Source organism: Planctopirus sp. SH287 (assembly GCF_056500625.1).
Map to the genome: position 1 here is coordinate 1,875,640 of NZ_CM151403.1, position 26,653 is coordinate 1,902,292.

23 protein-coding genes are annotated in these 26,653 nt (G+C 51.0%); 15 read left to right on the plus strand and 8 right to left on the minus strand.

From position 1 onward, the window contains the following. Positions 1 to 86: 86 nt before the first annotated feature. Both SH287x_RS07050 and SH287x_RS07055 read left to right on the plus strand, forming a co-directional pair. Positions 87 to 1,745: a formylmethanofuran dehydrogenase subunit A gene (locus SH287x_RS07050; protein ID WP_479517895.1), complete on the plus strand. Its 1,659-nt coding sequence runs from the start codon at positions 87 to 89 to the stop codon at positions 1,743 to 1,745. A gap of 387 nt (positions 1,746 to 2,132) precedes the next feature. Further along, positions 2,133 to 2,507 carry a hypothetical protein gene (locus SH287x_RS07055; RefSeq protein WP_479517896.1) on the plus strand — a complete coding sequence of 125 codons (375 nt, stop codon included), beginning with the start codon at positions 2,133 to 2,135 and terminating at the stop codon, positions 2,505 to 2,507. Here SH287x_RS07055 and SH287x_RS07060 read toward each other — a convergent pair. Then, positions 2,504 to 4,345 (minus strand): 3-hydroxyacyl-CoA dehydrogenase NAD-binding domain-containing protein, encoded by a 1,842-nt coding sequence (locus tag SH287x_RS07060; RefSeq protein ID WP_479517897.1) that lies wholly within the window; start codon positions 4,343 to 4,345, stop codon positions 2,504 to 2,506. The genes SH287x_RS07055 and SH287x_RS07060 overlap by 4 nt on opposite strands. A gap of 316 nt (positions 4,346 to 4,661) precedes the next feature. Beyond that, positions 4,662 to 5,642 (minus strand): tRNA (adenosine(37)-N6)-dimethylallyltransferase MiaA, encoded by a 981-nt coding sequence (gene miaA, locus SH287x_RS07065; RefSeq protein ID WP_479517898.1) that lies wholly within the window; start codon positions 5,640 to 5,642, stop codon positions 4,662 to 4,664. A 166-nt stretch (positions 5,643 to 5,808) separates the two neighbouring features. On the opposite strand from miaA, the gene SH287x_RS07070 reads away from it, so the two are divergent. From SH287x_RS07070 to SH287x_RS07080, 3 genes are all read left to right on the plus strand, one after another. Next, positions 5,809 to 6,255, plus strand: a complete 447-nt coding sequence (locus SH287x_RS07070) for an SRPBCC family protein (protein WP_479517899.1) — start codon at positions 5,809 to 5,811, stop codon at positions 6,253 to 6,255. A 180-nt stretch (positions 6,256 to 6,435) separates the two neighbouring features. Beyond that, positions 6,436 to 6,735, plus strand: a complete 300-nt coding sequence (hisE, locus tag SH287x_RS07075) for a phosphoribosyl-ATP diphosphatase (RefSeq protein ID WP_479517900.1) — start codon at positions 6,436 to 6,438, stop codon at positions 6,733 to 6,735. Between the two features lie 90 nt (positions 6,736 to 6,825). Beyond that, positions 6,826 to 7,206 carry a hypothetical protein gene (locus SH287x_RS07080; protein WP_479517901.1) on the plus strand — a complete coding sequence of 127 codons (381 nt, stop codon included), beginning with the start codon at positions 6,826 to 6,828 and terminating at the stop codon, positions 7,204 to 7,206. A gap of 101 nt (positions 7,207 to 7,307) precedes the next feature. On the opposite strand, the gene SH287x_RS07085 is transcribed toward SH287x_RS07080, so the two are convergent. The 4 genes from SH287x_RS07085 to SH287x_RS07100 all read right to left on the minus strand — a co-directional run bounded on the left by SH287x_RS07085 (position 7,308) and on the right by SH287x_RS07100 (position 12,008). After that, complete coding sequence (locus SH287x_RS07085; RefSeq protein WP_479517902.1) at positions 7,308 to 7,757, minus strand: magnetosome magnetite crystal formation protein family; 450 nt, start codon at positions 7,755 to 7,757, stop codon at positions 7,308 to 7,310. Positions 7,758 to 8,133: 376 nt separating this feature from the next. After that, entirely contained in the window at positions 8,134 to 9,495 is a 1,362-nt protein-coding gene (gene hflX / locus SH287x_RS07090) for a GTPase HflX (protein WP_479517903.1), read from the minus strand. A 255-nt stretch (positions 9,496 to 9,750) separates the two neighbouring features. Beyond that, entirely contained in the window at positions 9,751 to 11,421 is a 1,671-nt protein-coding gene (locus SH287x_RS07095; RefSeq protein WP_479517904.1) for an Nramp family divalent metal transporter, read from the minus strand. Between the two features lie 125 nt (positions 11,422 to 11,546). Continuing rightward, a complete protein-coding gene (locus SH287x_RS07100; protein WP_479517905.1) occupies positions 11,547 to 12,008 on the minus strand; it encodes a GNAT family N-acetyltransferase in 462 nt (153 codons plus the stop codon). 332 nt (positions 12,009 to 12,340) lie between these two features. Here SH287x_RS07100 and SH287x_RS07105 point away from each other — a divergent pair, with 332 nt between their 5' ends. Continuing rightward, positions 12,341 to 13,084 (plus strand): metallophosphoesterase family protein, encoded by a 744-nt coding sequence (locus tag SH287x_RS07105; RefSeq protein WP_479517906.1) that lies wholly within the window; start codon positions 12,341 to 12,343, stop codon positions 13,082 to 13,084. Here SH287x_RS07105 and SH287x_RS07110 read toward each other — a convergent pair. Beyond that, positions 13,055 to 13,219 carry a hypothetical protein gene (locus SH287x_RS07110; RefSeq protein ID WP_479517907.1) on the minus strand — a complete coding sequence of 55 codons (165 nt, stop codon included), beginning with the start codon at positions 13,217 to 13,219 and terminating at the stop codon, positions 13,055 to 13,057. The two genes, SH287x_RS07105 and SH287x_RS07110, sit on opposite strands and share 30 nt — an antisense overlap. 76 nt (positions 13,220 to 13,295) lie before the next feature. On the opposite strand from SH287x_RS07110, the gene yidC reads away from it, so the two are divergent. The 3 genes from yidC (at position 13,296) to SH287x_RS07125 (ending at position 18,182) form a co-directional block, all read left to right on the plus strand. Next, on the plus strand, positions 13,296 to 15,392 hold the full coding sequence (gene yidC / locus SH287x_RS07115) for a membrane protein insertase YidC (RefSeq protein ID WP_479517908.1): 2,097 nt from the start codon (positions 13,296 to 13,298) through the stop codon (positions 15,390 to 15,392). 180 nt (positions 15,393 to 15,572) lie between these two features. After that, complete coding sequence (locus SH287x_RS07120; RefSeq protein WP_479517909.1) at positions 15,573 to 16,958, plus strand: tRNA modification GTPase; 1,386 nt, start codon at positions 15,573 to 15,575, stop codon at positions 16,956 to 16,958. Between the two features lie 243 nt (positions 16,959 to 17,201). Continuing rightward, on the plus strand, positions 17,202 to 18,182 hold the full coding sequence (locus tag SH287x_RS07125) for a YdjY domain-containing protein (RefSeq protein ID WP_479517911.1): 981 nt from the start codon (positions 17,202 to 17,204) through the stop codon (positions 18,180 to 18,182). A 128-nt stretch (positions 18,183 to 18,310) separates the two neighbouring features. Here the strand turns inward: SH287x_RS07125 and SH287x_RS07130 are convergent, their stop codons facing one another. Further along, the gene (locus tag SH287x_RS07130) at positions 18,311 to 18,898 is read right to left on the minus strand and encodes a peroxiredoxin (protein ID WP_479517912.1); all 588 of its coding nucleotides are present in this window, start codon (positions 18,896 to 18,898) and stop codon (positions 18,311 to 18,313) included. 613 nt (positions 18,899 to 19,511) lie between these two features. On the opposite strand from SH287x_RS07130, the gene SH287x_RS07135 reads away from it, so the two are divergent. From SH287x_RS07135 to phoU, 6 genes are all read left to right on the plus strand, one after another. Next, complete coding sequence (locus SH287x_RS07135) at positions 19,512 to 21,338, plus strand: sensor histidine kinase (RefSeq protein WP_479517913.1); 1,827 nt, start codon at positions 19,512 to 19,514, stop codon at positions 21,336 to 21,338. A 401-nt stretch (positions 21,339 to 21,739) separates the two neighbouring features. After that, positions 21,740 to 22,735, plus strand: a complete 996-nt coding sequence (locus SH287x_RS07140) for a PstS family phosphate ABC transporter substrate-binding protein (protein ID WP_479517914.1) — start codon at positions 21,740 to 21,742, stop codon at positions 22,733 to 22,735. Between the two features lie 116 nt (positions 22,736 to 22,851). Then, entirely contained in the window at positions 22,852 to 23,883 is a 1,032-nt protein-coding gene (gene pstC, locus SH287x_RS07145; protein WP_479517916.1) for a phosphate ABC transporter permease subunit PstC, read from the plus strand. Next, positions 23,880 to 24,938, plus strand: a complete 1,059-nt coding sequence (gene pstA, locus SH287x_RS07150; protein ID WP_479517918.1) for a phosphate ABC transporter permease PstA — start codon at positions 23,880 to 23,882, stop codon at positions 24,936 to 24,938. Before pstC ends, pstA begins: the two co-directional genes overlap by 4 nt. Before the next feature lie 64 nt (positions 24,939 to 25,002). Further along, entirely contained in the window at positions 25,003 to 25,779 is a 777-nt protein-coding gene (pstB, locus tag SH287x_RS07155) for a phosphate ABC transporter ATP-binding protein PstB (protein WP_479518676.1), read from the plus strand. Between the two features lie 60 nt (positions 25,780 to 25,839). Then, positions 25,840 to 26,541: a phosphate signaling complex protein PhoU gene (gene phoU, locus SH287x_RS07160; RefSeq protein WP_479517919.1), complete on the plus strand. Its 702-nt coding sequence runs from the start codon at positions 25,840 to 25,842 to the stop codon at positions 26,539 to 26,541. The last annotated feature ends 112 nt before the right edge of the window (positions 26,542 to 26,653 follow it).

Below are 26,653 nucleotides of genomic sequence, written 5' to 3' on the forward strand. Positions count from 1 at the left end.
ATGCTCAAGGGAAATGCTGTTGAGAAACCCTGTCGACCCAAAAGTGAGTCGTGGGAATTAAAAATAGGCTGGGAGCAGATGTGGCAATGACGATCTCACGCACCGTGATTCGCCATGGAGAAATCTATGATCCCGCTCATGGTCTTGATGGAGTCCAGGCAGATCTCTGGATTGAAAATGGCAAGGTCATCGTGGCTCCTGCTGACCCCGCCATCAGTGCTGGCCGAGTCATCGATGCCAGTGGCTGTGTGATCATGGCGGGCGGGGTGGATATGCATTGCCATATCGCTGGGCACAAGGTCAATGCCGCAAGGAAAATGCTGCCGGGAGCGACACAAGCCGCCGCTCAGTTACCACAACGTGAAGGCTTTCGTGCGGGGAATGCCGGGCCAGTTCCCAGCAGTTTTGCCACAGGGTATCTCTATGCGGGCTTAGGTTATACTACGGCTTTTGATGCCGCCATCCCTCCGCTCCATGCCCGGGCGACACACGCCGAGTTTGCAGACGTTCCAATTCTTGACAAGGGGTTCTATGCCCTGCTGGGAAACAACCGCTTTGTTCTGGAGTGTCTTAGAAAAGGCAATTCCCAGGCATTGACAGCATTCGTCGCCTGGATGCTGGAAGCGACTTATGGCTATGGTGTGAAAGTTGTGAATCCTGGTGGTGCTGAGTATTGGAAAAGTGCTCGGCAGCCACTGGATGACATGGATCAACCGATTGGTGATGAACGGGTCACCGCGCGAGCTATTGTGCGCCACCTCGCTGCTGCTGCTGATCAGCTTCAACTCCCGCACCCTGTCCACATTCACTGCAATCATCTGGGGATTCCCGGGAACTGGAAAACCACTCTGGAAACGATGAAGTCGCTGGAGGGGCATCGCGGACATCTGACCCACATCCAGTATCACAGTTATGACGGCGAACCGAATGATCAAGCCACGTTTGGTTCAGCAACCAGTCGGCTTGTTGAATATGTGCAGCAGCATCCAGAACTGACGGTGGATGTGGGGCAAGTGATGTTCGGTGACACTGTCTCCATGACGGGGGACAGCGAGGTGGGGTATTACCTCCATAAGCTCACCGGCCGCCGGTGGTTCAGTGGTGACAGTGAAGTGGAAGGTGGCTGTGGCGTCGTCCCTATCACTTATCGAAACAAGAGCGCGGTGCATGCTCTGCAATGGGCCATTGGTCTGGAGTGGTATCTGTTAATGAATGATCCGTGGCGGATTGCCATGAGTACCGATCATCCCAACGGGGCTTCGTTTTTGGCCTACCCGCAGATTATCGCCCTGCTGATGAGCGAGACCTTGCGAGCCGAGATGCTAGCGGAACTTCCTGAAACTGTCCGGAAAAAGTCGATTCTGGGCGAGTTGAAAAGGGAGTACACACTGAGAGAAATTGCCATCATCACGCGGGCGGCTCCGGCGCGGATGCTGGGACTGACATCAAAAGGGCATCTGGGGCCAGGAGCTGATGCGGATATCACCATTTATTCCCGGCAAACCGACTTGAGGCGAATGTTTGAAGTGCCGCGATATGTCCTCAAAGCCGGTGAAATCATTGTTGATGGCGGTGAGCTGCGAAAGGCGACCGCCGGCCAGACTCATCACACCGACAGAACGTGGGATCGGTCTTATTCAGGAGAGATTTCTGACTACTTTAAGAACCATTACACGTTAAACCTTAAGAACTACACGCTTGAAGCAAATGAAGTGAACAATCCTCTGGCGAATAAAATACAGTGACGCAAACAAAACCCGTGCGGCTTCTTTGAGTGGCTGCCAGGCAGATTCTTGCTGGAAAAAACTGGGCCACCTCGCATTTTACCCCCTTTGTCTCCTTGTTTAAGCGTATCCATGGTTAAACAGGCCTCTTGAATGACCGCGTCAATTCTTAGGGAGCCGAATGACATTAACATCCCAAATCTTTTCTCATCCAGGATTGTTCAAAAGTCGTTAATAGATTGTGGGGAAGTTGTTGGCAAGTGGTGAGTTTTCGGTAAATTTTACTCCGAGTCAACTTCTTTGTGGAAACGAACTTGCCTCAAGTGGTCATTCGACGTAAAACGAAATGAGTGGCAGAGGATTGCCGCTAAAGTCATTTGTGTGGGGCACATGGTGGGGGTAAGTTCCATGGCTCAGTTTCGTGTTGGCGACCTTGTGGTTTTCCGGATCACAAAATTTAGTACCGACCCCGGTCCTCGCGCTCGGGATGTGCACCCAGCCCCCTTTGGCGAGACTTACAACTATTACGTTGACAAATTCTGGGCTGTCACGGCTGTCAGTGCCGATGGCCTGATAGATTTGGTCACTCGCCGCGGTAAGCACCATCAGGTGTCGACGAACGATCCACGCCTTCGGCATGCCACCCTCTATGAGCGATGGTTCCAGTCAGATCGGTTTCCCAAAGTCGATCAAATCCAGAACAGCGATAAGTCGGGTTCTGACGATTCGTCAGAGAAAGATAGAGTACTGTCAGCTCGTTCAGTGGCTGGCCAGCTTCGTTAGGCTTTTCTCTCGCAGTTTGTGGTCTCTATAAAATCGAGTTGTGTCGCGATGGGATGACTCATGGGGATCACGCGCGCACGGTATCCCTCGATGGCTAAAAGACAGGTCTTATCACAGCCATAGATCTGGATGTTGAATAAGGCTTCATTCTCCTGGCAGGAAACAGTCGTGGATTGAAATTCCACCCGGCATGTCTCCCAGGCTTGAGGAACCCGCCCCCATTGAATTCGTTCCATGGAAACAGGAACTAACCAATGACCTTTCTTTTTTTCTTCGGTGAATATCGCACAACTAAGCAGCGCCGCATCAATCACTGAGATTGAGTGAGCAAATTCGCCCTCTGTTCTGTCGGGGCAGAGAGTTCCCATGGGAATTTCTTCAATCTCCCCTGCTCCGCCATTTTCATTTAATACAATCTGCTGTAATCCTCGCAGGCTGAGTCCGTACCAATTCCGACCATGATTTTCATAAGCGATATCCGCAACAACACCAGATGTTGCATCGAGCGGTTTGTGAATAACAGGCTTGCGGCTAGAGATGCGTGCGGTAACGCAGAGTTGACGAGTCTCTGATTGATTTTCAGGTGGATTCAAAGCTTCTTGATAAATAGAAAATTCACCGGCGTTACAAGAGATCGAGAAGTCTTGAATTTGACCGAGTGAAGAGCACACTTCACGATGGAAATGGACATCTTCCATCATGCAGGGAGATTTTGAGCAGGTCATCTGCATCGTCTCTGCCAGCATTTCAACGAAAGCGGCTGCAGGAAGGTGCGTCTCACCTTGCCAGATATAATCTCGCCAGAAACCATCTCGCATCGGATCCAGTCGGGCAGTCAGTGACGACTCATGACCATCGATTCGATGTTTAACCAGTGCCATTGATTTGTCAGGCTGGATTTCACAATGCGCCACGACGCTCTTTGGGCCGGGAAGTGCACTAATTTCGATAAATGTCGGATCTTTGAAAGTCGGATTGGGGTAGTCATAAAACCCTTTTTTCGCCTTCATTCCCAATCGCCCTGCATCGACATAGCTCGCGAGGAAATCAATATTCCGTTTGAACTGGGGATCCTTTGAAAGGACAACACTCGACTTGGTGATCTCCAGTGCGACATCTAATCCAATGGCGTCTAAATTTGCGAAGGGGCCAAATTTCGTCCCGAAACACATCATAAAGAGTCGGTCGACATCTTCCACGGTTGACACGCCGTTAGCGACCAGCGACATGGCCATATAGTTGATCGGCATCAAGATATAGTTGATGACGTGTCCCGAATTTTCTTTCAAAATCGTAAATGGGCGATGCCGAATCTGTCGGACAAAGAGTTCCAGTCGCCTGATGACGTCAGGGTCGGTTCGTCGGTGAGCCATAATCTCCACGGCTAATGGCTCTCCCAGAAAGTGCATGGCGGCCACTCGCTCAGGGCCTTCAACGTCGCGAAGCATTTGGCTGGGCAAGAGAGCAGACGAATTCGTTGCCAGAATCGCAGGGGCTGGGCACATGCGGCTAATGTCAGAAAAAAATTGCTTTTTGAGCGGCAGCCTCTCGGGAATACATTCAATCACGAGGTCAGCACCAATCGCGGCTTTTGCGAGGTCGGTCTGAACCACCATCGTTCGCAGAATCGCTTCCCTCTCCTTGACCCACTCCGGATCCTGCTCATAGAGCTGCCCAAGCAGGACTTTGGTTTCTGCGGCATTGACCAACGCCTGCGAGTTGGTATCAAAGATCTGAACATTAAACCCGTTCCGAATACAGGCAGCCGCGATATTCTGGCCCATTGTGCCAGCGCCTGCTACTAAAACACTCTGAATTCCGCTCACTGACACAGACATGATTTGCCTATCATTTACAATATTTAATGGGCCAATGAGAGGTAAAAACACCTCTTGGCCTTCATTGAGTCTCTTTACTCATTACTGGCAATAAACACCTGCATGTGCTCACGTTGTTGGTGAAAACACTATGGTGCATCTTTGCATCTCAAGGACAGGTTTTTGTTTCTCTTGAGAGACAAGAATAGAATACTGATGAAAGTCGAGTCTACTTTTTTATCGCCAGGATCCTGGGTAAATAAGCGTTAAGAGCATCTCAAAGCCTATTTTCGGACTCACCTGTTTTTTGTGCTAAAACCAGAAGTTTGCTTTTCGCTCAGACAATGCTCTTATGGCCACTTGTTTCTGGTCTCGCAAGCCGCCGTGCAATTTCTGTGGCGGTTTCATCTGGAGAGACTGGGATTAACTGGCATTCTTCCAGATTGCGAAACCAGGTTTCCTGACGTTTGGCGAATTGCCGGGTGCGGTCACGCATGAGGGTAAAGACTTGCTGAGGGACAGGCAGTTCGTTGTGACGGTCTGACTCAGGCAAAGGCTCCAGCCAGTCAATAATTTCTTTATATCCCAGAGCTTGCCGGGCCGTTCGACTCAAAGGCTGGTTCAGTCTCAGAAGCCTCAGGTTCTCAGCGACGAGTCCCTGAACGACCATGTCTCGTAACCGAGATTCAATTCGTTCAACCAGCCATTCTCTGGGACGCATGATGGCATAGACATGCCGTATGCCCTCAACTGGAAAATTCGTTTGTTGTTCTGAAAGAGTCCGGCCAGTCACTTCAAAAACTTCAATGGCCCGAATGATCCGTCGCTGATCGTTGATATGCAGTCGAGCGGCGGAGGCAGGGTCTCTCTGAGCGAGTGCGGCATGGAGTGCCATATTTCCATGGAGTTCCGCAAAAGATTCCCACTGATGGCGGAGGTTCCAATCAGCCGGGGGGCCATCGAAAACTCCTCGCAGCAAGCTTCGCAAATAAAGCCCTGCGCCACCCACAAAGAGCGGTGTGCGGCCCCGCTGAAGGATTTCTTGAGCAGCTGACAGAGCCGCCTGTAAATACTGGGCGACACTGAATTCTTGCCACGGATCAATCACGTCAAAAAGGTGGTGAGGCACCTCTTGCTGCTCAGCAAGTGAGGGTTTGGCCGTTCCGATATCCATGCCCCGATATAATGTCATGGAATCGAGAGCAATGATTTCTGCATTGATCCGCTTTGCCAGTTCCAAAGCGATGGCTGACTTTCCGCTGGCCGTTGCTCCGGTGAGAAACCAGCATTGCCTGAGAACTTCATCGGGAAACTGCATCAAGGTGGTTTTCAACGGTGCGGTTGTGGCTTACACTGCCCAAGTATTCACGGGGCTGGCACTATAGCAGCAGTGCCGATCCGAGTACAATTTCCAACTTCCCAACGCTTGATATTCCCAATTATCACCGTTCACCAGCCGCTTCAGCGGTCAGAAGGTTTTTTTCATGCCACTGTTTGAAAGTAAAGTTCAACTTCCTGCCAGCCCTGAAAAAATCTTTGATTTCATTACCCGGCCACAGAATCTCGCCGCGATCAGTCCCCCCGAAGCGGGATTGGTGTTCCTTGAAGCGCCCGAGGTTCTTTCGTTGGGTAGCAAGTTAGTGTGCCGCGTGCAGGCCCATGGAGTGGTGCAGCAGCTTGAGCACCAGATTACCGTTTTTGAAGCGCCTTTCACGTTCCGGGAAGAACTGATCAAAGGGCCGATCAAGACTTTTAATCACGACTACATCATTACCTCAGATGGCGAAAACCTCTCCACGTTGACCAACCGTATCGAGTTTGAACCACCCGGTGGACTGATCGGCTTGATGGTCACTGCCGAGCGAATCCTTGAGCAATTTGAAGATGGTTTTGCCTACCGTCGCCAGGCATTGCTGAAGGCTTTTTCCTAACGACTCCCCCCCCCTCCCCCTGAAAAACGGGAGTTTAGTGCTTGGATCTCGTGTCCGCCGTTGATCCTTGTGCCAGGGGATCCTTTGAATGATAGGTGCCTGACGATGATCTTGGCGGAATTAAGAGTTGACTTGCCGAGATGAATTCACCTGGAACGCCCTATTGGGAAATTGCCTCGAATGCCTGATTTACTGATGAAGTTGGAAGCCGCAGTTGAACAGCGGCTTAAGGATCTTCCTGCTGGTTCCTATGTCACAGAGTTGGCGAAAGCTGGTCATCACATGATGGCCACCACGCTGGTCGAGAAGTCTTATCAAATGGTAGAAGCCTGCGCTCTGGAGGAATCAGGATCTCCCGGCGATATCCCCCATGCAGCAGCAGACCTGCTCTTTCACTGGATGGTCTTGCTGAAAGCGAGCGGGCAAGATGTTTCATTTGTGGAACGCGAACTCATCCGTCGATTCGATCTTGATCGATAAGCCCGCGTTTTCACTCTCAACAGCACTTATCTCGGGTGTTGAGGCTGAACTGACAATAACCAATCATTATTCATCACCGGCAGATTCAGAATGCTCTACGCGAAAATGATCTTTCTTGTCGCCGGGATCTATGGCCTCGTGGCCCTCTTGCCAATGTATTTGGCAGAGTCGACCTTCGCGACCGAATTTCCACCGGCGATTACTCATTCCGAGTTTTATTATGGCTTTCTAGGAGTCACCATCGCCTGGCAGATTGCCTATGTGATTATGTCGTGGGACATCCGCCGATTTCGCCCGCTGATTTTCCCCGCAGTGATTGAAAAGGTCGGCTTTGCAATCCCCGCTCTAATCATTGCTGCCCAGGGACGATTGCCATGGCCATTATTGGGTGCTGCGATTGTGGATCTGATTTTAGGTGCCCTGTTTGTCTTTGCCTGGTTCAGTTCCTCACCACGAAAATCGCCAGCATAAACGTCAACGGGAAAGGTGACTGTTCTTTAAAGACAGCCCTTTCCCACGACAAGCGACTGGGGCGTCACTGACGCGCCAGTCATGCGATGCAAGTACGTGACTTACTTGATGAACGAAATGGTCATTGGGTATTTCCAGACTTCTCCAGAACTGGCTTTAATGGCGCCGATGATCGGGAATGCGATCGTCAAAATCACCAGAGCAATCAAGAGTGGAATTCCAATCAGCAGGAAACAGAGCAAGCCAGAGACAATCCCATAGATGAAGCTGGAGATCCACCAGTTGATGATGTTCTTACCATGTTGATCAATTTCAGGTGACTGATCACGAAAGAGCATCCAGATCACGACCGGGGCAATCACACCTCCAAATCCTGTCACAAGATTCAAGAGCTGCGAGAGATGAAGCAGAACTGACCATTGCTTTACATCCAGATTCAACGCTGGTTTGGGATCTACCAAAGCGGCTTTCTGTCGTACGAATTCCTCTTCAGAAATTGTCCCGGCATCTCGAAGTTGCTGCAATTTGATGAGTTCATCGGCAACAGACATGCGTTTCCCCTTAAGACGCTCAACGTGGTTGTTAGAAGTTTCTCAAGCCCTCATGCTATTAAGCTAGCCGCTTAAGAACTACTGCATTGTCAAAGTATAAAATTCGGGTCTCTTCTGTTGTTAAGTCCGACAACGGAGGACGTTGCGGCGACATCATCCCGAAGACAAAGCCGTGACACGGCACGACTTTTTATAGTTCTTTTGAACGGGTTCGGACAGGATTACGGACTCCCTTGTTCAATCTTGGCGAATTTCCTGACATTCCTGATAAAAATCGAAACATCAGTCTGTCAGAAGTCTGACTGGAAAAAATCAGGCCCCACGATGAGTGTCGTAAAACATCGCGAGGCCTGTACTCCAAAATGACAAGGGAAACTCATGCCAGGTTATCATGAGAATCTGAGTCTGTGGTTTTCACACTTGTGAATGAAGAAGTTGACAATTGGGCCGACTCAGATTCATCGAGAACTTCCCCACGTTGGCGGAGCCTGGGCAGCATTGATCGCGAGATGCGGCATTGGAAGGTCGCTGAAGTCTCCGTGTAATTTGAACTTTTCACAATCGCGTGCTCAGACAGCCATGCAAAAAGTTTTCCATCTTCAATGCCAGTCGAAACGGTAACATCAACGAGGCCATCACCTAACCGATCGACCACAAGCTCGGCCAATCGATCCAGGCCATCACCCGTTCTGGCGCTGATTGAGACACTCCATTCGTATTTGGCTCTCAACATGTCAAGAGTTGAACGATCGGGGACTTGATCTGCTTTGTTCAGAACCAGAATAAAATTATTTAACTCGACACCAATTTCTTCCAGCACCGCTTCAACCGTTGCCACCTGGGACTCGGCGTCGGGGTTGCTGGCGTCCACGACATGCAGTAGCAGATCAGCATGCCGGGCTTCTTCGAGAGTCGATTTGAAGGAGGCCACTAGAGAGTGCGGTAAATCACGGACAAATCCAACCGTATCGCTGAGCAATGCTTCGCCCCAACCGGGGATTTTCCAAAGGCGTGTCTTGGTGTCGAGCGTCGCAAAGAGTTGGTCAGCGATATAAACCTCTTCGCCCGTCAATGCCCGCATCAGCGTACTTTTACCGGCGTTGGTGTATCCCACCAACGAGACCAGAGAGTGATCCCGGCGTTGCTTGACGATCCGCTCACGGCGGCGCTCCACCTCTTTCAAAGAGACTTGCAGTTCCGAAATTCGCTGATCAATGAGGCGACGGTCAGTCTCGATCTGCTTTTCCCCAGGGCCGCGGCTGGCACCGATCCCCCCGTCGATTCGTTCCAGGTGAGTCCACAGTCGTTTCAGACGAGTTCGATTGTATTGAAGCTGAGCCAGTTCGACTTGCAACTTCGCTTCTGCGGTGCGAGCGTGAGTCGCAAAGATATCGAGAATCAATTCACTGCGATCAACAATCACACGCCCAGTCTCTTCTTCGAGCCGCCGCCCTTGCCCTGGTGTGAGATTGTTATCGAAAATGACGAGTTCGGCTCGTGTGCTTTCAAGTAGCAGTTTCAACTCTTCAATCTTGCCAGGGCCAATGCAGGTTCCGGGATGGATCATCTGTCGGAACTGCACGAGTTCTCCGACCACCGTCACTCCCGCCGTCTTCACCAGCCCCTTTAATTCATCGAGAACAAACTCACGGTCTTGTTTCTGATCCGAAAGGGAAACGGCTACCAGGACAGCCGTCTTATCAATGGTTTGAAGATCGTTGCGGAGCGGTTGAGTCAAAGGGGGCTTTCTCACAAAAGGTAAGAGACAGAAATTTTCCCGAAAATGGCCAGGGACTGGTCAAACGATTGATGCCCAGTCAGACAAAGCTGAGTGTGTCGGAGAACATGGCGATTGTCCAGAAGGAGACGGCTGCTTGCTGTCTCTTCTAATGAGCATGTACGGAGAGGCATTATACGCAGAAAAGGTTCGCGGGAATGAATTTCCTTTCGGCTTTGGTGGGAACCACAAACTTTCCCCACGCTTTGGTCGCGTTTACAACCCCCAGACTTTGTTGCCAATTTCCCAAGCTGCGACGATTGCCAGGCCAAGGGAGGAAACGAAGAGGCCGATATCCCAGACCTTGGAACCTCGCAACGCTTTTTCTGTTTTGAAATAGCGGAAGTAAATGGCCGCGCCAGCCAGCATTGGCAACATCCAGGTTTGAGTGATTGCGGCGGCAATAATCAACTGTGTCGGGCTTAACCCGATTAGAAAAAGCGACAGGCACAAGAATGGAAGGATCGTACTCAACCAGAGAACGGAGGCGTCATGGGCATCCTGACGAACAGGATTGACGATCCCCATCAGTTTCAGGCCATCAGTAATCGTGCGGGCATGCCCGGCACAGGCAATCAGAAACGTGGAGTAAAGCACAGCGAAAGCCCCGGCAAGAAACAGAATATTAGCGAAATTGCCGAAGATCGGGACGTAGGCCGTCGCTAATGTGCTGACCATGCGCATGCCATCCGGGTCTCGCCCATCACGATAAAGAACAACCGAACCGAGGATATAAAAGGCGACTGTAGCCAGCGTGTAAAACATCATTGATGCCAGAGCGTCCATGCGCATCACGCGAATCCAGCCTTTGGCCCGTTTCATCCAGACGTCAGAACCATCCCGCTGACCAACGAACCTGGCGTAACCTTTTTCCAGACACCAATAGGGGTAAGCCACCAACTCGGAAGCACCCACACCAATAATTCCGAACGTGGCCAATGCCGTTGCCACGGGGCGAACTCCCGGACTGGCGGGCGGTAACTGAAAGGAAAGACCAGCCAGTAGTTCGTTCCATGTCAGGTGGTAATTGGCCGTCATCTGGAGGGCAGCGACATTCCCCAGAGTGATCAGGGTGAAGGTCATGACCAAGACCATCGACAGCCACTGAATCATGCCGTAACGACCCACATAGAGCAGCAGACTTGTCGCGAACGTCACCAGCGTTGCCCAGATGCGGTCATCGCGCGTCCAGATTTCAGCCGGGAAGATTCCTTGCCGGGCTCTCTCCAGAATCTCAGTTCCTTCTTCACCCAATTGGTCGAGTTCCTGCCGCAGGACTTTCTGCCCACGTAATATTCGTGATTGCTCAAAAGATGGCAGGGATGTCCATTGAGTTGATTTTTCCTCCTGAGCTTTTTCCCAACTCAGGTAACTTGTGAGTTGAGTTTTACTGGGAACACTGATGGCATCGACATAATCACCAGTAATCGGAAGGGCCAGTGCCATGGATTGGCCCACACCTCCCACAATGCCACCTAATTGGCCCAGCATGACCAGCATCATGAAGTACCAATACCAGACCAGCCAGCCGACTTTGAATTTTGGCCCTGGCACTTCATTGAGGGCAGCCAGTGTGGTTTTGCCAGCCGTGATGGCGTATTGACCCAACTCAATCTGCACAAAAACCTTGATCACACAACCGATGAGCAGAAGCCACAACAACCAGATACCGGCTTGAGCACCAGTCTTCGTGGTTGTGATCAATTCTCCAGATCCGACTATACTTCCAGCGATAATCATGCCTGGGCCAAGTTGAGCCAGCAGACCCATCCAGCGCGTCGGCGGATTCATCGCCAGCCCGGCAGGTGCCGGATCCTGACTGGGAGGCATGGTGTTGGTCGGGTCACCGATATTGGCGGTGGATTTCTCCGCCGGATCGTTGATCATGAGCTCTCCTTGATGCAAATTCCCTTTGAATCCGCATTCATAGCCCGCTCAACACACCAACGCAATGATACCTTTTGATGTCATTAGCACCGATCAGCAGCATGGGTTCAGTCAAAGCTGTCCCATCAATTGACTTCCTGATGAACTTGTGGTGGGCAGGCATCAGCTTTCGGAATGATCCAGCACGAATCGTGCGGCGCCATACCAATATGAGGGTAGTACGTCCGGGCAGCGGGAGCGGCGAGCAGAATCAAGGTGGTGTGAAGGCCACCGGCCTGATGTGTACGATGAATCATCTCCTTGCCAATTCCCTGTTTCTGGTAAGCCTCATCAACGGCCAGATCGCTCAAATAGATGCAGAAGGAAAAGTCGGTGAGTGCCCGGGAGATGCCGACCAACCGACCGTCAAGACGTGCCGTCACGATCAGATCGGCCTGCCGTAGCATCCCTTCGATTAGATCTGGACGATCAATCGGACGACGGGCAGCGAGTGTTGACCGCAGGAGAACGTCGATAAACTCAGTCGCTGAAAGATCCGGTTCCAATTGATAAGTCAACATCAGCGGCACAGACGAAGTTAAGTCCATGGGAGGGAATCCTTGACCTTGGTTTCTCGGCAGAACTACACTGCCATTAAGGGCGGACTGTGCCACCCATCGAAAATTTCTGGGTTTTTCAAGTCCGTCGTGCCGACTCAACAGTTGTGAGAACGTCGCGGGAACTGTAATTCTGTGAAGAAATCCTCGCCAATCGTGGCCAGCGAACCTACGACGATCGTTGAAAACGATAGAATATGTTCGTACCACACACCTTCGGAGTTTGCTCGGCCTCAATCGACCTGTTCACAGCAGAATGGTTCGATCAATGTCGTTCAATCGGTTCTTTTTGATTCGCTCGTAACTTCTGTCGGAACTAAGCGTTGAAAGCCATCCTCAGTGACATCCATGGCAATCTGGAGGCATTGGAAGCGGTTCTAGCAGACATTGCCCGCCAGGGAATCACAGAGATTTATTGCCTGGGCGATATCGTGGGCTACGGGCCAAATCCCTGCGAATGCGTCGACCGGGTCATGTCCAGTTGTAAGCTGTCTTTACTGGGTAATCATGATCAGGGGGCGTTATTTGACCCGATGGGCTTCAATGCCAGTGCCGAACGGGCGATTTTCTGGACGCGCAAGCAACTGGAAAGTGGTCGCGGCGCCCAAGCTGATAAGCGATGGGAGTTCTTGGGCGAACTTCCCCGTGTGCATCGTGAAGGAACGCTCATGTTCGTCCACGGCAGCGCCCGAAACCCACTCAATGAATATGTCTTCCCGGAAGATATCTACAATCAGCGTAAAATGGAGAAGATTTTCGGAATGATCGAAAGGCACTGTTTTCAGGGCCACACGCACATTCCAGGGGTTTTCACGGAAGATCTGAACTTCCTGCCCCCCGAAGAGATTGATTTCAATTACATCCTCCGTGATGCGAAGGTGATGGTGAATGTCGGTTCGGTGGGCCAACCCCGAAACAATGATTCCCGCTCATCTTATGTCACACTTGATGGTGATACTCTCCGGTTTCATCGTGTTGAATATGACTTCCGTATCACGCAAAAGAAGATCTACGAAATCTCCGATCTGGATAATTTCTTAGGGGATCGACTGGCTGATGGCCGGTAATTTCCTGTCGCCGACTCTACCATCTGTGCGAAAATCAACGGCAATCTGGCTGAAGAGATTGAGAAAATCACCCCGTTCGGTGCCGCTTTGGTGGCCAGCGGGTATCATCTTCGCTGGATCGCGCTGGAACTGCATGGGGAGTCTCATGATGCAGAAGCCACTGGTTCTGCCCAGCTCACTCTCGTTTTCCTGATTGTCGGCACCATTTTCCATGGAACAGCGTCGTTTTTTGACTTTCATCACTCTCTCGGCCCTCGTGATTTTTGGCTGGTCGGGATTTGTGATGCCGCTGATGTTTCCACCGAAACCCAAAGGGGTGGAAAACGTCGACGCTCAAAATTTGCTTGAAGGGGTTGATCGGGTATTGGCCAACCAGGCGGAGCGTGCCGCCGATGCTCTGAAGCCTGCCAATGTTCTATCAGCATCTGTTGCTCCTCTGGCTGACAAGCAGGCCGATGCAGCACCACAGGCTGAAATTGACAAGTTTCCGAATCGACAAATTCTCTTGGGATCATTGTCTGTTGATGAGCCATTCTTTCTTGGTGTGACGTTGAATACTCGCGGAGCCTCGATTGAAACGATCGAGCTGAATGATCCGCGATATCGCTCGCTGGAGGACAGCAAGAAGCCGGTGGTTGTGGTAGGAAGCGACCCGCTGGTCAAACAGCAGACAACCGATCTGGAAATCGCTGCGATCAATAAACAATTGATGGCGCGGGGGCTGTCACTTGCGACGATTGATTGGGAAGTGGTTCCCGGAAGCGAAAGCCCGGAAGGTGTCACATTCCGTTTTACATCTTCCGATGGTTCATTACAGATCGAGAAAGCGTATCGCCTTCCCAAAATTATGGAATTGGCTGGAAAGCCCGCGACAAAAGCTCAACGAGATCAACTGGCCAGAGGCTATCTTTTGGAGTATGCCGTCACTGTTCGTAACCTGAGCGACGAAGCCACGCAGGTCGAATATGTGATGCAAGGCCCTGTCGGTGTTCCCCTGGAGAATCCCGAGAATGTGACCAAATATCGCGACGTTCGTGTGGGTTTTCTTCTTCCTGATGGGATTTCGGTCGAATCGTCGCACCAGTCTGCTACTGAGGTTCTTAATGCCGAAGAGAGTGGTAAGCCATCAGAATGGACGCGGCCGATTGCTTATGTCGGCGTTGACGCCACTTATTTTGCTTCTCTGATTCATCCGGTTGAAGTGCAAACCAAAGACCGCACCATCGCCAAGGTGAGCAGTGAAGTCACTAATCGTGCTCAGGAAAAGCATTTTACAGACGTGTCGGTCACTCTGGAGTCAGTACCAATCTCATTGGCAGCAAAAGGTGATGGTGCTGCGGCTGAAGCGACCCACAAATTTCAGCTATATGCTGGGCCAAAGCGTTCTCAATTGATGGCAGCCATTGGTGCCGGAGATGTGACGGAATATCATATTGGCTGGAATCCATTCTTTTTTCTTGAGCCGCTGGTTCGTTTGCTGGTCATCCCTATGCTGGGATTGCTCAACGGGCTTCATTCACTGGGAATTAACTATGGCATTGCCATTATCCTGCTGACAATTATCGTCCGTACCTGTCTGATGCCGCTCACTCGCAAGCAGGCTCAGAGTGCACAGCGGATGAAGGAAATGCAGCCCAAGCTGAAAGAGCTGCAAAAGAAATTCTCTGGTGACCAGGATGGCCTACGCCGTGCCCAACTGGAGCTTTACAGCAAACACGGTTTCAATCCGCTGGCTGGTTGCTGGCCTGTGTTGTTGCAGATGCCAATTTTCTTCGCTCTTTATCGGTCTTTGAGTGTCTCTGTCGATTTGCGTCGTGCATCATTTCTGTGGATCGATAATCTGGCCGCTCCAGATGCTCTGTTTGAGCTGCCGTTTCGAGTTCCATTCCTGGGTTGGACAGAATTTAACCTGCTGCCCTTTATCACGGTGGCCCTGTTTGTGGCTCAGCAGAAGATCCTGATGCCACCACCCGCCGATGAAGAACAAGCGATGCAGTACAAAATGATGAATGTCATGATGATCATGATGGGCGTCATGTTTTATCGCGTTCCGGCCGGCCTTTGTATTTACTTTATTACCTCGAGCCTCTGGGGGATGGCTGAACGCTGGTTCTTTGACCGGATGAATGAGTGGTATCCTCAAAAAGTTGTTGAGGTCAAAGAGAAGAAACCTTCTGCAGTGGCCAAATTCTGGCAACAGGCATTGGAAGCTGCTGATCGACAAGCTGAACAGGCCCGCCAACTCCCCCCTGCCTCGAGTCAAAGTTCTCAGAAAGGGAACAATTCAGGCAAGGGTCGCAATAAGTAAGCCGATGCTGGTCATTAGCTGGTTGCGAATTTTGGGTTGATGAGTGTCGTGCCATCTTCGCCCTTAGTCGCTGATGCTCATTGATATTCACGGGCATTTTGTCAGGAAACGCATCGAAAATGTGTGACCTGAAAACATGCTCAAGCGTTTGATCGGCTCTATGGAAGCGGGTATTTCCCGGTGCTCGATTTATTATTGGGTGACACCATTGCTGCCATGGCAACTCCCGCTGGAATCGGCGGTCTAGGTGTCGTCCGTCTTGCGGGGCCGGAAACCATTCAAGTCGTGCGTGGCTTGTTTGAAAGCCAGAATCGACTGTGGCCCATGGCTCAAAACGCAGGAGCCTATGAAGGATTTGTCTGGATTCCGGGTGATCAAATCCGCATCCCTGCCCGTCTGGCAGTCTGGCCAAATCATCGCAGTTATTGTGGTCAACCGCAGGCCGAGATCTCGATCGTCGCTTGTCAGCCTCTTCTCGAAGCGACATTAGCAGAATGCTTTCGGCATGGAGCACGTGGCGCTCAGCCAGGCGAGTTTACACTTCGGGCATTTCTGAACGGCAAAGTGGATCTTCTTCAGGCAGAAGCCGTCTTGGGTGTCATTGACGCCCGGCATGAAGATGAACTTCGTCTTGCTCTTTCACAGTTGGGGGGAGGCATTTCTCGCCCTCTGACGGATGTTCGCAATAATCTTCTGGATCTTCTGGCGGATGTGGAAGCAGGTCTCGACTTTGTTGATGAGGATATCGAATTTGTCTCGCGGGCTGATGTGATCTCACGCATTCAGTCTGCGCGGCAAGTTCTGCGGTCGATAGAACAGCAGTCATCAACGCGGATGACATCGAATTCACGCAAGCGTGTGGTGCTCGCTGGTCTCCCCAATACAGGCAAAAGCACACTGCTTAATCGTCTGGCAAGTATTGAAGCAGCACTGGTTTCGCCCATTGCAGGAACCACGCGCGATTATCTTGTCTGGGAAATTCAATGGGATGGCTTGTCTTTCGATCTGATCGATACCGCTGGATGGGAAGTCTCGGATGAACCTATTACGCAGGCCGCTCAGAAGCAGCGAATAGAACAGATGCAGTCCTGCGACCTGTTAATCTGGTGCTCATCGGCCAATGCCATCCTGGATGAACGACAGCAAGATGATGAGCTGTTTGAATTGGCAACCCAGTCGACAGCCAAAGCCGTCCGAGTGGTGACTAAACTCGACACTTACGATCCCGCCAGTCATTTACAGCCTAAAGATAGCTCATTTGGTTTATCTGCCAGGACTGGCGAGGGTCTTGATCAACTCGCCAGGCTTTTGCAGACTCATCTCAATCGTGAATCGACGCGGTCACAATTCTGGCTGGGAACAACCGCTGCAAGGTGTCAAGAATCAATCGCCACAGCCGCCAGTCGACTTGATTCCGCTCGGAAAGCCGCAGAATTCGGCGATGCTGACGAGCTTCTATCCGCTGACCTGCGACAAGCCATTGAAGCTCTGGGGTTGGTCACTGGAGCGGTGCAGACGGATGATTTATTGGATCGGATTTTCAGTCGTTTCTGTATCGGCAAATAGAACCGTTCTGCCCATACCCGCCATAACCACTGGGCAAATACCGTTTCGATGATTCATTGATGACAACCAGGTTCACCTTGCAATGTCTTATTCATATCGGGCGAAAAGCACTATCCGATGGCTTAAGGCTTGACTCTCTCCGGCAGGTTTCCGAATGTGAAAGTTGGGATGTTCTGCCATGTCTCTGGAGCGCTGTCCCCAGTGAGCCAGTCGCCTTATGAAAGATCTGCGATGATGTTAAAAATGACTTCCCGACTGTTCGCAGTGCTGACAGTGACTGGCGTCAGTTGGCTGGCTGCGACGGAATGGGCACATTCTCAACTTCCCAATGCACAGCCTCCTCTTGAAAAGGCTCAGCAGGAGGTTCCACAGAAAGGGCCCCCTCTCACAACAACAGTGATTCCATCAAAAGAGCAGTCCGCAGAAAAGCTCACACCGTTGAACCCCGCTGGAACCGTCCTGGTCGATACAGCCAATAAGCGGTTGCTGGTCAAAGGGCGTGTCGTGTTGCGGGAAGGTCAGTTGGAAATGCTGGCCTGCCCGAAACAGACAAAGGAACACGAGTCAATTGTTGCAGTCGATTCTACTGCGCAACTGGTGCATGCGGGACTTCTGGCTCTGGGGGCCAAGACAGGCAAAGGTGTCAAGTTTCAACCGAAGTTCCAACCACCAACGGGTGAGAAACTGGAGATTCACCTGACCTGGAAAGATGATCAAGGGAAAGAACACCGCGTACCAGCACAGTCCTGGGTGCGAAACGCCACAAGACGTTACTTCGTGGCCAAACTCCCTGAAATTAAAGACGATCTCAAGTTCCCTGAAGATTGCGGACTCATCTGGGATGAACGACAGAAAGAACTTCTCTGGTACGGTCACATGACTCCAGAGAAAAAAGAGGAGCTAAAAAAACAAGTCCCTGACCCTCGCCTCCAGAAGCCGATTGATCAGTTTTTCACCGACTCTCAGTTTCACGAAATGAAGGCAGATTTTGTTTTTGTGGGTAGTCTGTTTGAAGCCGACCCTGAGAGCGGAAAGCAGCGATACTTAGCCGATGGTGGCGATCTAATCTGTGTCGCAAATTTTTCTTCCGCCACAATTGACGTCGCGGCTGCCAGTACCTCTTCCGGCGAAGACCTGCTCTTCGAGGCCTACACGGAACGGATTCCTGCTGTAGAAACACCTATCACAATCGAGATTCGTCTTGCGGCACCAGCAGTTCGCTGAGAACCAATCGCTCGGCGGGAATGTGATCTCTCGACTAAAAGAGCACTGACGAAATAGCCCGGCATGCGCGAGGCAATGCCGGGCTTCTGGCAATTCACAATGATCAATTTGCTTGGACGTTGAAGCCGTTATTTCTTTAGACCAGCAATCGCTTCGGCGACAGCCTTGCTGTCATCGGCAGCGGCCACCTTCGTATTTTTGTAAGCCACTTTGCCATCCTTATCGATGATAAAAGTCCATCGCTGGATTGTGACGTTACGCAGCAGGACTTCTTCCTTGCCATCGACTTCCGCTTTCACCGATTTCTCTCCTTTCGTGTAAGGGACACCAAAGGTCTCGGCGACTTTTGCTTCAGTATCAGCCAGCAAAGTAAAATTGAGATTGTGCTTCTTGGCGAACAGTTGATGATTGCGAACCGAGTCACCACTCACGCCAACAATTTCCACATCGCTTGCGGCCAGTTTGGAAAGATCGTCCTGGAAACCACACGCCTGCTTCGTGCAGCCGCCTGTCATGTCAGCCGGGTAGAAGTAGACCACAATAAACTTCTTTCTCACATGCTCGCTCGACTTCCAGTTCTTTCCCTTGGCGTCTTGAGCCTCAAAAGCGGGAACATGATCCCCAACCTTAAGTTCAGCGGCCTGGACTGAAACCAGCCCGGCCAGAACAAGAAATGCAGTGCATGAGCAAGCGATCATTCTCGAAATTTGAATCATGTTGATCTCCTCAGGTGAACCGAAAAACAATTGGCGCCATGTCATCGTTTTATACGACTTCAATTGTAAGCTGCCGCACATTGGAAAGCCCACTGTGAAGCGTAAAACTCATTGTGAACCCCACCATAAAACCCATGAGGGGGCATAACATCTTCAGCCGGGTTGCCCCGTTCTTTTTGCATTGTCAGGCGGCATCGCTCTGTCATTCCAGAGCGTTTGACACTACGCCAGCCCCCATGTGAATACAATCACCAATCATGATGAACCAATCACATGTCCCATTGAGGAGAATTGCCAAAAGTCGAGTGACTGAAATTCCCGGTACTGACCAATAGAGTCCAGGCGTCAGAGGGATAAATGTTTTTGACCCCGCCAGACCTCATGAAAAAACGATGAGGATTTTCAATAATTCCTCACGAATATTAGGTTTTCCGAGTGAATCCACTGCTTAGGGCCTCGTGTGATTCTGAGGAATTCTCAAGGATCGTGAGAGGGAGTAGAGCCTGACGTTGCGAGTTGTTTGCTCGTTAAGACAGAATGAGATTCACACTGACTGGGCTGACAGGATAACTGGTTCAACGGTATCGGCTCGCGAATCATTCCGGGCACAACCATGCGTATTACAGTCGTGCGGCGACTGCGCTTCTTACAGATTAACACCACAGGTTATGGCATGCTGACATCGCAACTCTTCTGGAGAATTTTCGCGATCTACGCTGGCCTCACCCTGTGTATGGCGTTCGCTTTTGCGCTCACACTTAACGTGGGATACCGGGAACTGGCTTATCCTCTCATGGAGGCTCGCCTGCGCGACAATGCCAACGTGACGCTGCCACAAATTCGGAAGATTCCTCCCGGGGAATACTGGGATTTCCTCAGGTCCATTAACGCCAATTCTGAAGCAAGATTTGAAATCATCCCGGTGAGTGAGATTCAGGAGAGTCCTCTTAAAGATCCGGAAACTGTCGATGCTCTTTCAAAAGATTTTGGGACGTCACGGCGGAGAGTGGTTTCGTCATTATTTCAATTTTATGCCGTTCGATTTGAAACGGGGGGGGAGCCATTTGTCTTACGAGTGAGCTTACCCCTGGAAAGTGTCAGCGAGAACGTCACCTGGCTTACTGCTCGCTTATGGATTACAGCCATTACGCTGTTGTTGATTGGGTTAGTCGTGACCTATGTGGTTGTCGCAAGGATCATCCAGCCACTTGACCAGTTGACTCGGGCTGCTGAGCAAATGGCGGTAGGAAAATCTCCACAAGACTTGAACTTCGACAGTCAAAATGAGATCGGCACGCTGGCAAGAACACTGCGCACAATGGATCGGCAACTTGCGCAGCGATTCAGCGAGCTTCAGGAACAAAGCCATGAACTGGAGGAAAAGCATGAACAGTTGGCGACGGTGCTGCGCGCCATGATCGAAGGCGTGATTGCCGTGGATCGGTCCGAGCAAATCTTGTTTGCCAACGACACGGTATTGCGACTTCTGGATGTCCAGCCGCAAGGCTTTATGAGACGCCCCATCTGGGAAGCCGTTCGGCATCCTCAAGTGCAGCGGATCGTTCGCGATGCCTTGGGGGGAAAACCCTCAGAACGCGTTGAATTTGAAGTTGCCAGAACTCAAAGAACATTGGCAATGGTCGCATCCCCTCTTCCCGGAACACCGGCTGCGGGCGCCGTGCTGGTATTGCACGATGTGACTGAACTCCGCCGCCTGGAAAATCTTCGCAGAGAGTTTGTGTCGAACGTTTCACATGAACTCAAAACCCCTCTGACATCGATCAGTGCCTACACCGAAACGTTGCTCAACGGGGCCATGGAAGATGAAGAAACCTGCCGTACTTTTTTGCAGCGGATTTACGATCAATCGGAACGATTAACAACATTGATTGCTGATTTAATCGCTCTGGCCCGTTTGGAATCGGCAGAACAGTCTTATGACCTGGAATGTGTCAACGCAGGAGAGGTGTTAAAGAAATGTATTGATGAGCACCTGGGAGTTGCCCAAAACAAGGGGATCACATTGAATGTGGTCGAGCCTCCCATCGATATCATGGCCTATGCCGATTACGAAGGGTTGCGAACTATTGTTGATAACCTGCTGGACAATGCCATCAATTACACACCTTCTGGAGGAAGGGTGACTGTCCGCTGGGGGCAGGAAGGTCCCTGGACACGAATTGATGTCGAAGATACGGGCGTGGGGATTCCCCGTGAACATCAAGCCAGAATTTTTGAGCGTTTCTTTCGTGTCGACAAAGCCAGATCGCGCGAAGTCGGTGGAACAGGGTTAGGACTCTCGATCGTCAAACACTTGAGCCAGATGTTTGGCGGTTCTATTCGAGTCACCAGCCAGGTCGGTATCGGCAGTACCTTCACAGTGCTTCTGCGGGGCACTGAAGACGCGATTGCTGAGATGGGAGTCACGACGCAAGTGTGACGGGCCAATCAGGTGGCACATTTCTCAATGTTGATGTCACTTCTCCCATGCTCACATGAAAGCGTTTCTTGCGCGTCAGCAATTTGTGATTCAGCTCCCGAATATGGCCAGGATGACAACACCGTTCCCTTCGGGAGCAGCGGGAATTGCTCTCAACTAGTTCACGCAAGCCTATACGCCGCATAAATTAAGAGAATCTTCACAATTCGCCGGTTGGAATTTTCATATGAAGTGCGTAGGCTCCCACCGTCTTAACAAATTGATGAAACGACGTGACTGTGAATTGTGGGTGACCTTCGCGACAGATTGCACCCGGTTCAATTTTTCTGTGGCGATGTCACGGATGTTGTTACGTTGAAAACTCGGCATAGACGAACTCTCTGGAGAATGGAATGCGCTCGATGAATTTGGGATCAGTCAGTCGTTTCCTCGTGCTGGGCGGCCTCCTGAGTCTGGCTCAGTATGGTTGCGTGCAGCAGGCCCCTTCAGGGAATACAGGGGCGACAACTTCCACCGAAACGGCTTCCTCATCTAAAGCAGCACCTTTGGGTGGCACCATTGCTATTGATGGGTCGAGCACCGTTTTCCCAATTTCACAGGCAGTTGCCGAAGAATTTGAAGCCAAGAATCCTGATGTCAAATTGACGGTGGCCATGTCAGGCACGGGCGGGGGATTCAAGAAATTCATCGCTGAAGAAATTGATATCACAGGTGCCAGCCGCCCCATCACTGAAAAAGAAGCAGCGGAATGTCAGGCCAAGGGGCTTGAATATGTTGAATTCAAGGTGGCGACTGACGGCCTGACTGTCGTCATTAATCCTGCCAATACCTGGGCAGAATGCATGACCATTGCCGAACTGAATAAGATCTGGGATCCGAGCAGCAAAATCACCAAGTGGAGTGAAGTCCGCGAAGGTTGGCCCGACGAACCAATTCAGCTTTTTGGTGCTGATACCGCGTCGGGAACATTTGACTACTTCACCGAAGCCGTCAACGGTAAATCCAAAGCCAGCCGTTCCGATTACACCGCCAATTCCAACGACAATATCCTCGTTCAGGGGGTGATCGACTCCAAAGGCGCTTTAGGTTACTTCGGTTATGCGTACTATGCAGAAAACGCTGGTAAGCTCAAAGCCGTAAGAATCTCTGACGGCAAGAATGCCGATTGCGTTGAGCCAACACCCGCAACCATCGAGTCAGGGGCTTATACTCCACTCTCGCGTCCGCTTTTCGTCTACACGACAAAAGCCAAGCTCAAGCGACCTGAAGTTGCTGAATTTGTGAAGTTTCTCCTTTCCCCTGAAGGAGATAAGCTGGTTGAAGAAGTGAAGTACATCAAGGTTCCCGAGACCGTCAAGAAAGAAATGACCCAACGACTGGCAGAAGCCAGTAAGTAATGGGACGATGCTGTGAGATCTGGCTTTGCCTCAATGTCTGAGGTGAAGCCAGATTGTCAGGTAATGTAACCTGCGCGGCAGTTTGGCAGATCGACGAATGTTGGAATAGATCTCGGATGCTTGCCGACGACAGTCAATCCAAGACAATTGTGCCTCAGGCTTCTCTACAAGCCTTGGGCGCTAACAGCCTGACCTATCGATTCTCCTGGCAACGCGCTCGGGAGAGTCTGATTCAGTTTGTATTGTTTCTTTGCGCCTTGTTGTCTGTATTAACGACTTTGGCAATTATTTTTGTTCTGGTCACCGAAGCCCTGATTGGGATTCCCCCTGAGAAAGCATTCTTTCAGGAGATCAGCTTTTCTCAGTTCTTTCTCGAAACCCGCTGGGCACCCCAATACGCTGACCCCTATTTTGGAATCTGGCCTCTGGTTTGCGGCACATTCCTGATAGCTGCGATTGCCGGATTGATCGGCCTTCCGACGGGACTGCTGGCAGCGATTTATCTGAGCGAATATGCCTCACCGCGAGTTCGTTCTATCGCGAAACCCACGCTGGAATTACTTGCGGGCGTTCCCACCGTCGTCTACGGCTATTTTGGCTTGCGGATTATCACCCCTTACTTCATTAAACCCTTGTTGCGTCCAGCCGATTTTTTTGAGATTTCATGGCTGTGGAACATTCCTGTCGATGGTTTTAATGCTTTAAGCGGCGGTATCGTCGTTGGGCTGATGATCGTGCCCACGGTCTGCTCACTCAGTGAAGACGTACTCCGTGCCGTTCCTCGCACATTGAGAGAAGCCGGTTACGCACTCGGGTCGACCAAGTTTGATGTTTGTGTGCGGGTGGTTGTCCCATCAGCTCTATCAGGGATCATCGCCGCATTTCTTTTGGCGATTTCACGGGCCATTGGTGAAACGATGGCTGTGACGATTGCCGCTGGTCAAAAGCCGACATTGACGCTCAATCCTCTCAGTCAGATTGAGACGATGACTGCCTATGTGGTTAACGTCATGTCGGGCGATACCCCTGTCGGCACAATTGAATACAAAAGTCTTTACGCGGTGGCATTGGTGCTCTTTTTAACCACATTAACGATGAATCTGGTCTCTCAATTGGTGCTGGCCCGTTATCGGGAGGTCTACCAATGATTGAAAAAGCCACGTCTTCAGAGCCATTGTCTTCATCGATAACTGTCCCTTCGACCGGGCAAGATCTGGTGGAAGCCAGCTTCGATCTGGGATTGGCCCGTCGGCACCGAATCGGAAGGATTTTTGAGTGGGTCTGCTGGTTGGCAACCTGGGGGTCTGTGCTGATCCTGGGTGTTCTCATTGCTACGATGGCCTGGCAGGCGTTTGGCTGGTTAACACCAAAATTTCTCTTCTCGATGCCAAAAAGAAATCCGGCAGAAGCAGGGATCTTTCCTGGCATTGTTGGGACATTCTGGCTGATTTTCTTTACGGCACTTTTTTCTGTGCCACTGGGCGTGGGAGCAGCCGTCTATCTGGAAGAATACGCCCGCCCTGGCCTGTTGACGAAATTCATTCAGCTCAACATTGCCAACCTCGCTGGCGTCCCTTCAATTGTCTACGGCATCCTGGGTTTCACTGCTTTTGTCCGGATGTTCGGACTCGCCAAAAGTGAATACGTGATCAATTTCGGCATCGGTGCCATGCAACTGACGCTTCCTTTCGGAAGAACCGTCATCTCAGGGGCACTCACCCTAGCCCTGTTAAGTCTTCCTGTGGTGATCATTGCCAGCCAGGAAGCTCTCCGCTCTGTCCCATCCAGCTTGCGCCATGCTTCTCTGGCTCTGGGAGCAACAAAGTGGCAAACGATTCGCTTTCAGGTCATCCCCGCTGCGCTTCCCGGCATGATGACTGGCGTCATTTTGGCCATGTCCCGAGCCATTGGTGAAACTGCCCCCCTCGTGGCGATTGGAGCTGCAACCTATATCACATTTACTCCAGGCCGTATCAATTCGGTGTCTGATTTGCTGAGCCGGCCGGATCAGAAAATGTCTCAGGTGATGTTTGATTCATTCACCACGATTCCCATGCAGATTTATGGATGGATTAACGAGGCAAAACCTGAATTCCAGCATGTTGCCGCAGCAGCCATTCTGGTTCTTCTGGTGATTCTGCTGATCTGTAATGGGGTTGCCATCTTTATCCGACAACACTTCCAGAAAAAGATTCGCTGGTAGGTCATTTATGAGTCTGATTCCTCCCGTGGTCTCGCCATCCCCCCATGTGACGACCGAGTCGTCCATGGTCAGTGCACAGACCACGTCTCCCCCCAAAATTGAAACTCGCCACATGAACTTCTTCTATGGAAGTCATCAGGCGCTGTTTGATATCAATCTGAGAGTTCCTGAAAAGGCCGTGACTGCGCTCATCGGGCCTTCAGGGTGTGGGAAAAGTACTTATCTCCGTGCGTTAAATCGCATGAATGACATTATCGAGGGAACACGCCATACCGGCGATGTCTTACTCGATTCTCACGATATTTATGCACCAAACATTGATGTCGTTGCGCTTCGCAAACGCGTAGGCATGGTTTTTCAGAAATCGACCCCGTTTCCAAAGTCGATCTATGAGAATGTTGCCTATGGCATGCGGATCGCTGGCATCCGCAATCGATCGTATATTCAAGAGACCGTCGAACGTTGTCTCAAGAACTCGGCTCTCTGGAACGAAGTCAAAGACCGGCTCAAAGATTCTGCCATGGCATTATCGGGTGGGCAGCAGCAACGACTTTGTATTGCTCGTGCTCTGGCCACCAACCCTGAAGTGCTGTTAATGGATGAGCCAGCTTCAGCCCTTGACCCAGCCTCGACAGCGAGAATTGAAGATCTCATTATTGAATTGAAGCAGAACTACACAATTGTCATTGTGACACACAACATGCAGCAAGCCGCACGAATCAGTGAATTCACGGCATTCTTCTGCCAAGGCCGGTTGGTCGAAGTGGGTTTGACGAAGCAGATCTTTTTCAAACCTCGTGAGAAAGAAACTGAGGACTACATTACAGGTCGATTTGGTTAAACTTCCTGAGGCCAACCTGGTCATCCGTTCTTTGCGAACACTCGTTATAGGGACACTGTCTTGGCCATCCATCTGATCCGTGATCTGGAAGCTCTGCATCGCAGTGTCTTGACCATGTGCGCTCGTGTTGAGGAATTGATTGATTCTGCAGTCGATGCTCTTCACCGACGTGATTATGACCGGGCAGAACAGATTCCAGCCCAAGACGATGAAATTGATCGCATGGACGTGCGGATCGAAGAAGAATGCCTCAAAATGCTGGCATTGCATCAACCGGTCGCCGTCGATTTACGCCGCATCACAACCGTGATGAAAATTTCCGGTGAACTGGAGCGAGTGGCAGATCTGGGAGCCAATATCGCCGAGCGGGCACTTTCGATCATTCGCTGCGGTGAAGTTCATGTGCCCGATGATCTGCGAGAAATGTCGAACTTATCTCTCGGAATGTTGCATCGAAGCATTGACGCTTATGTCAATCTTGATGTCCGTGTCGCACGGGAAGTGTGTCGCACAGACGATCGGGTTGATGAATTGAACCGCGAGATTATCCAGGAGTTGATTCAAAAGATGCGGCGTCAGCCCGAATTGATCGAGCCGCTGATGCATCTATTCAGTGCTTGCCGTCAAATCGAACGTGTTGCCGATCACGCCACAAATATCGCAGAGGATGTCGTCTATCTTGTTGAAGGCGAGATCATTCGCCATCGTAATCGTGATGGTGGCCCTTACTCTGATTCCCTGACAGACTCCACAATCAACTGATAGGCACACCTCTTTTCACTTAGCGTTGCTATCCGTTGTCGTAATTCTAATGAACTTCTTGTGAATATCGTTCTTAACGCACTCACACACAGGTTTTCCCTAGGCGTTAGTA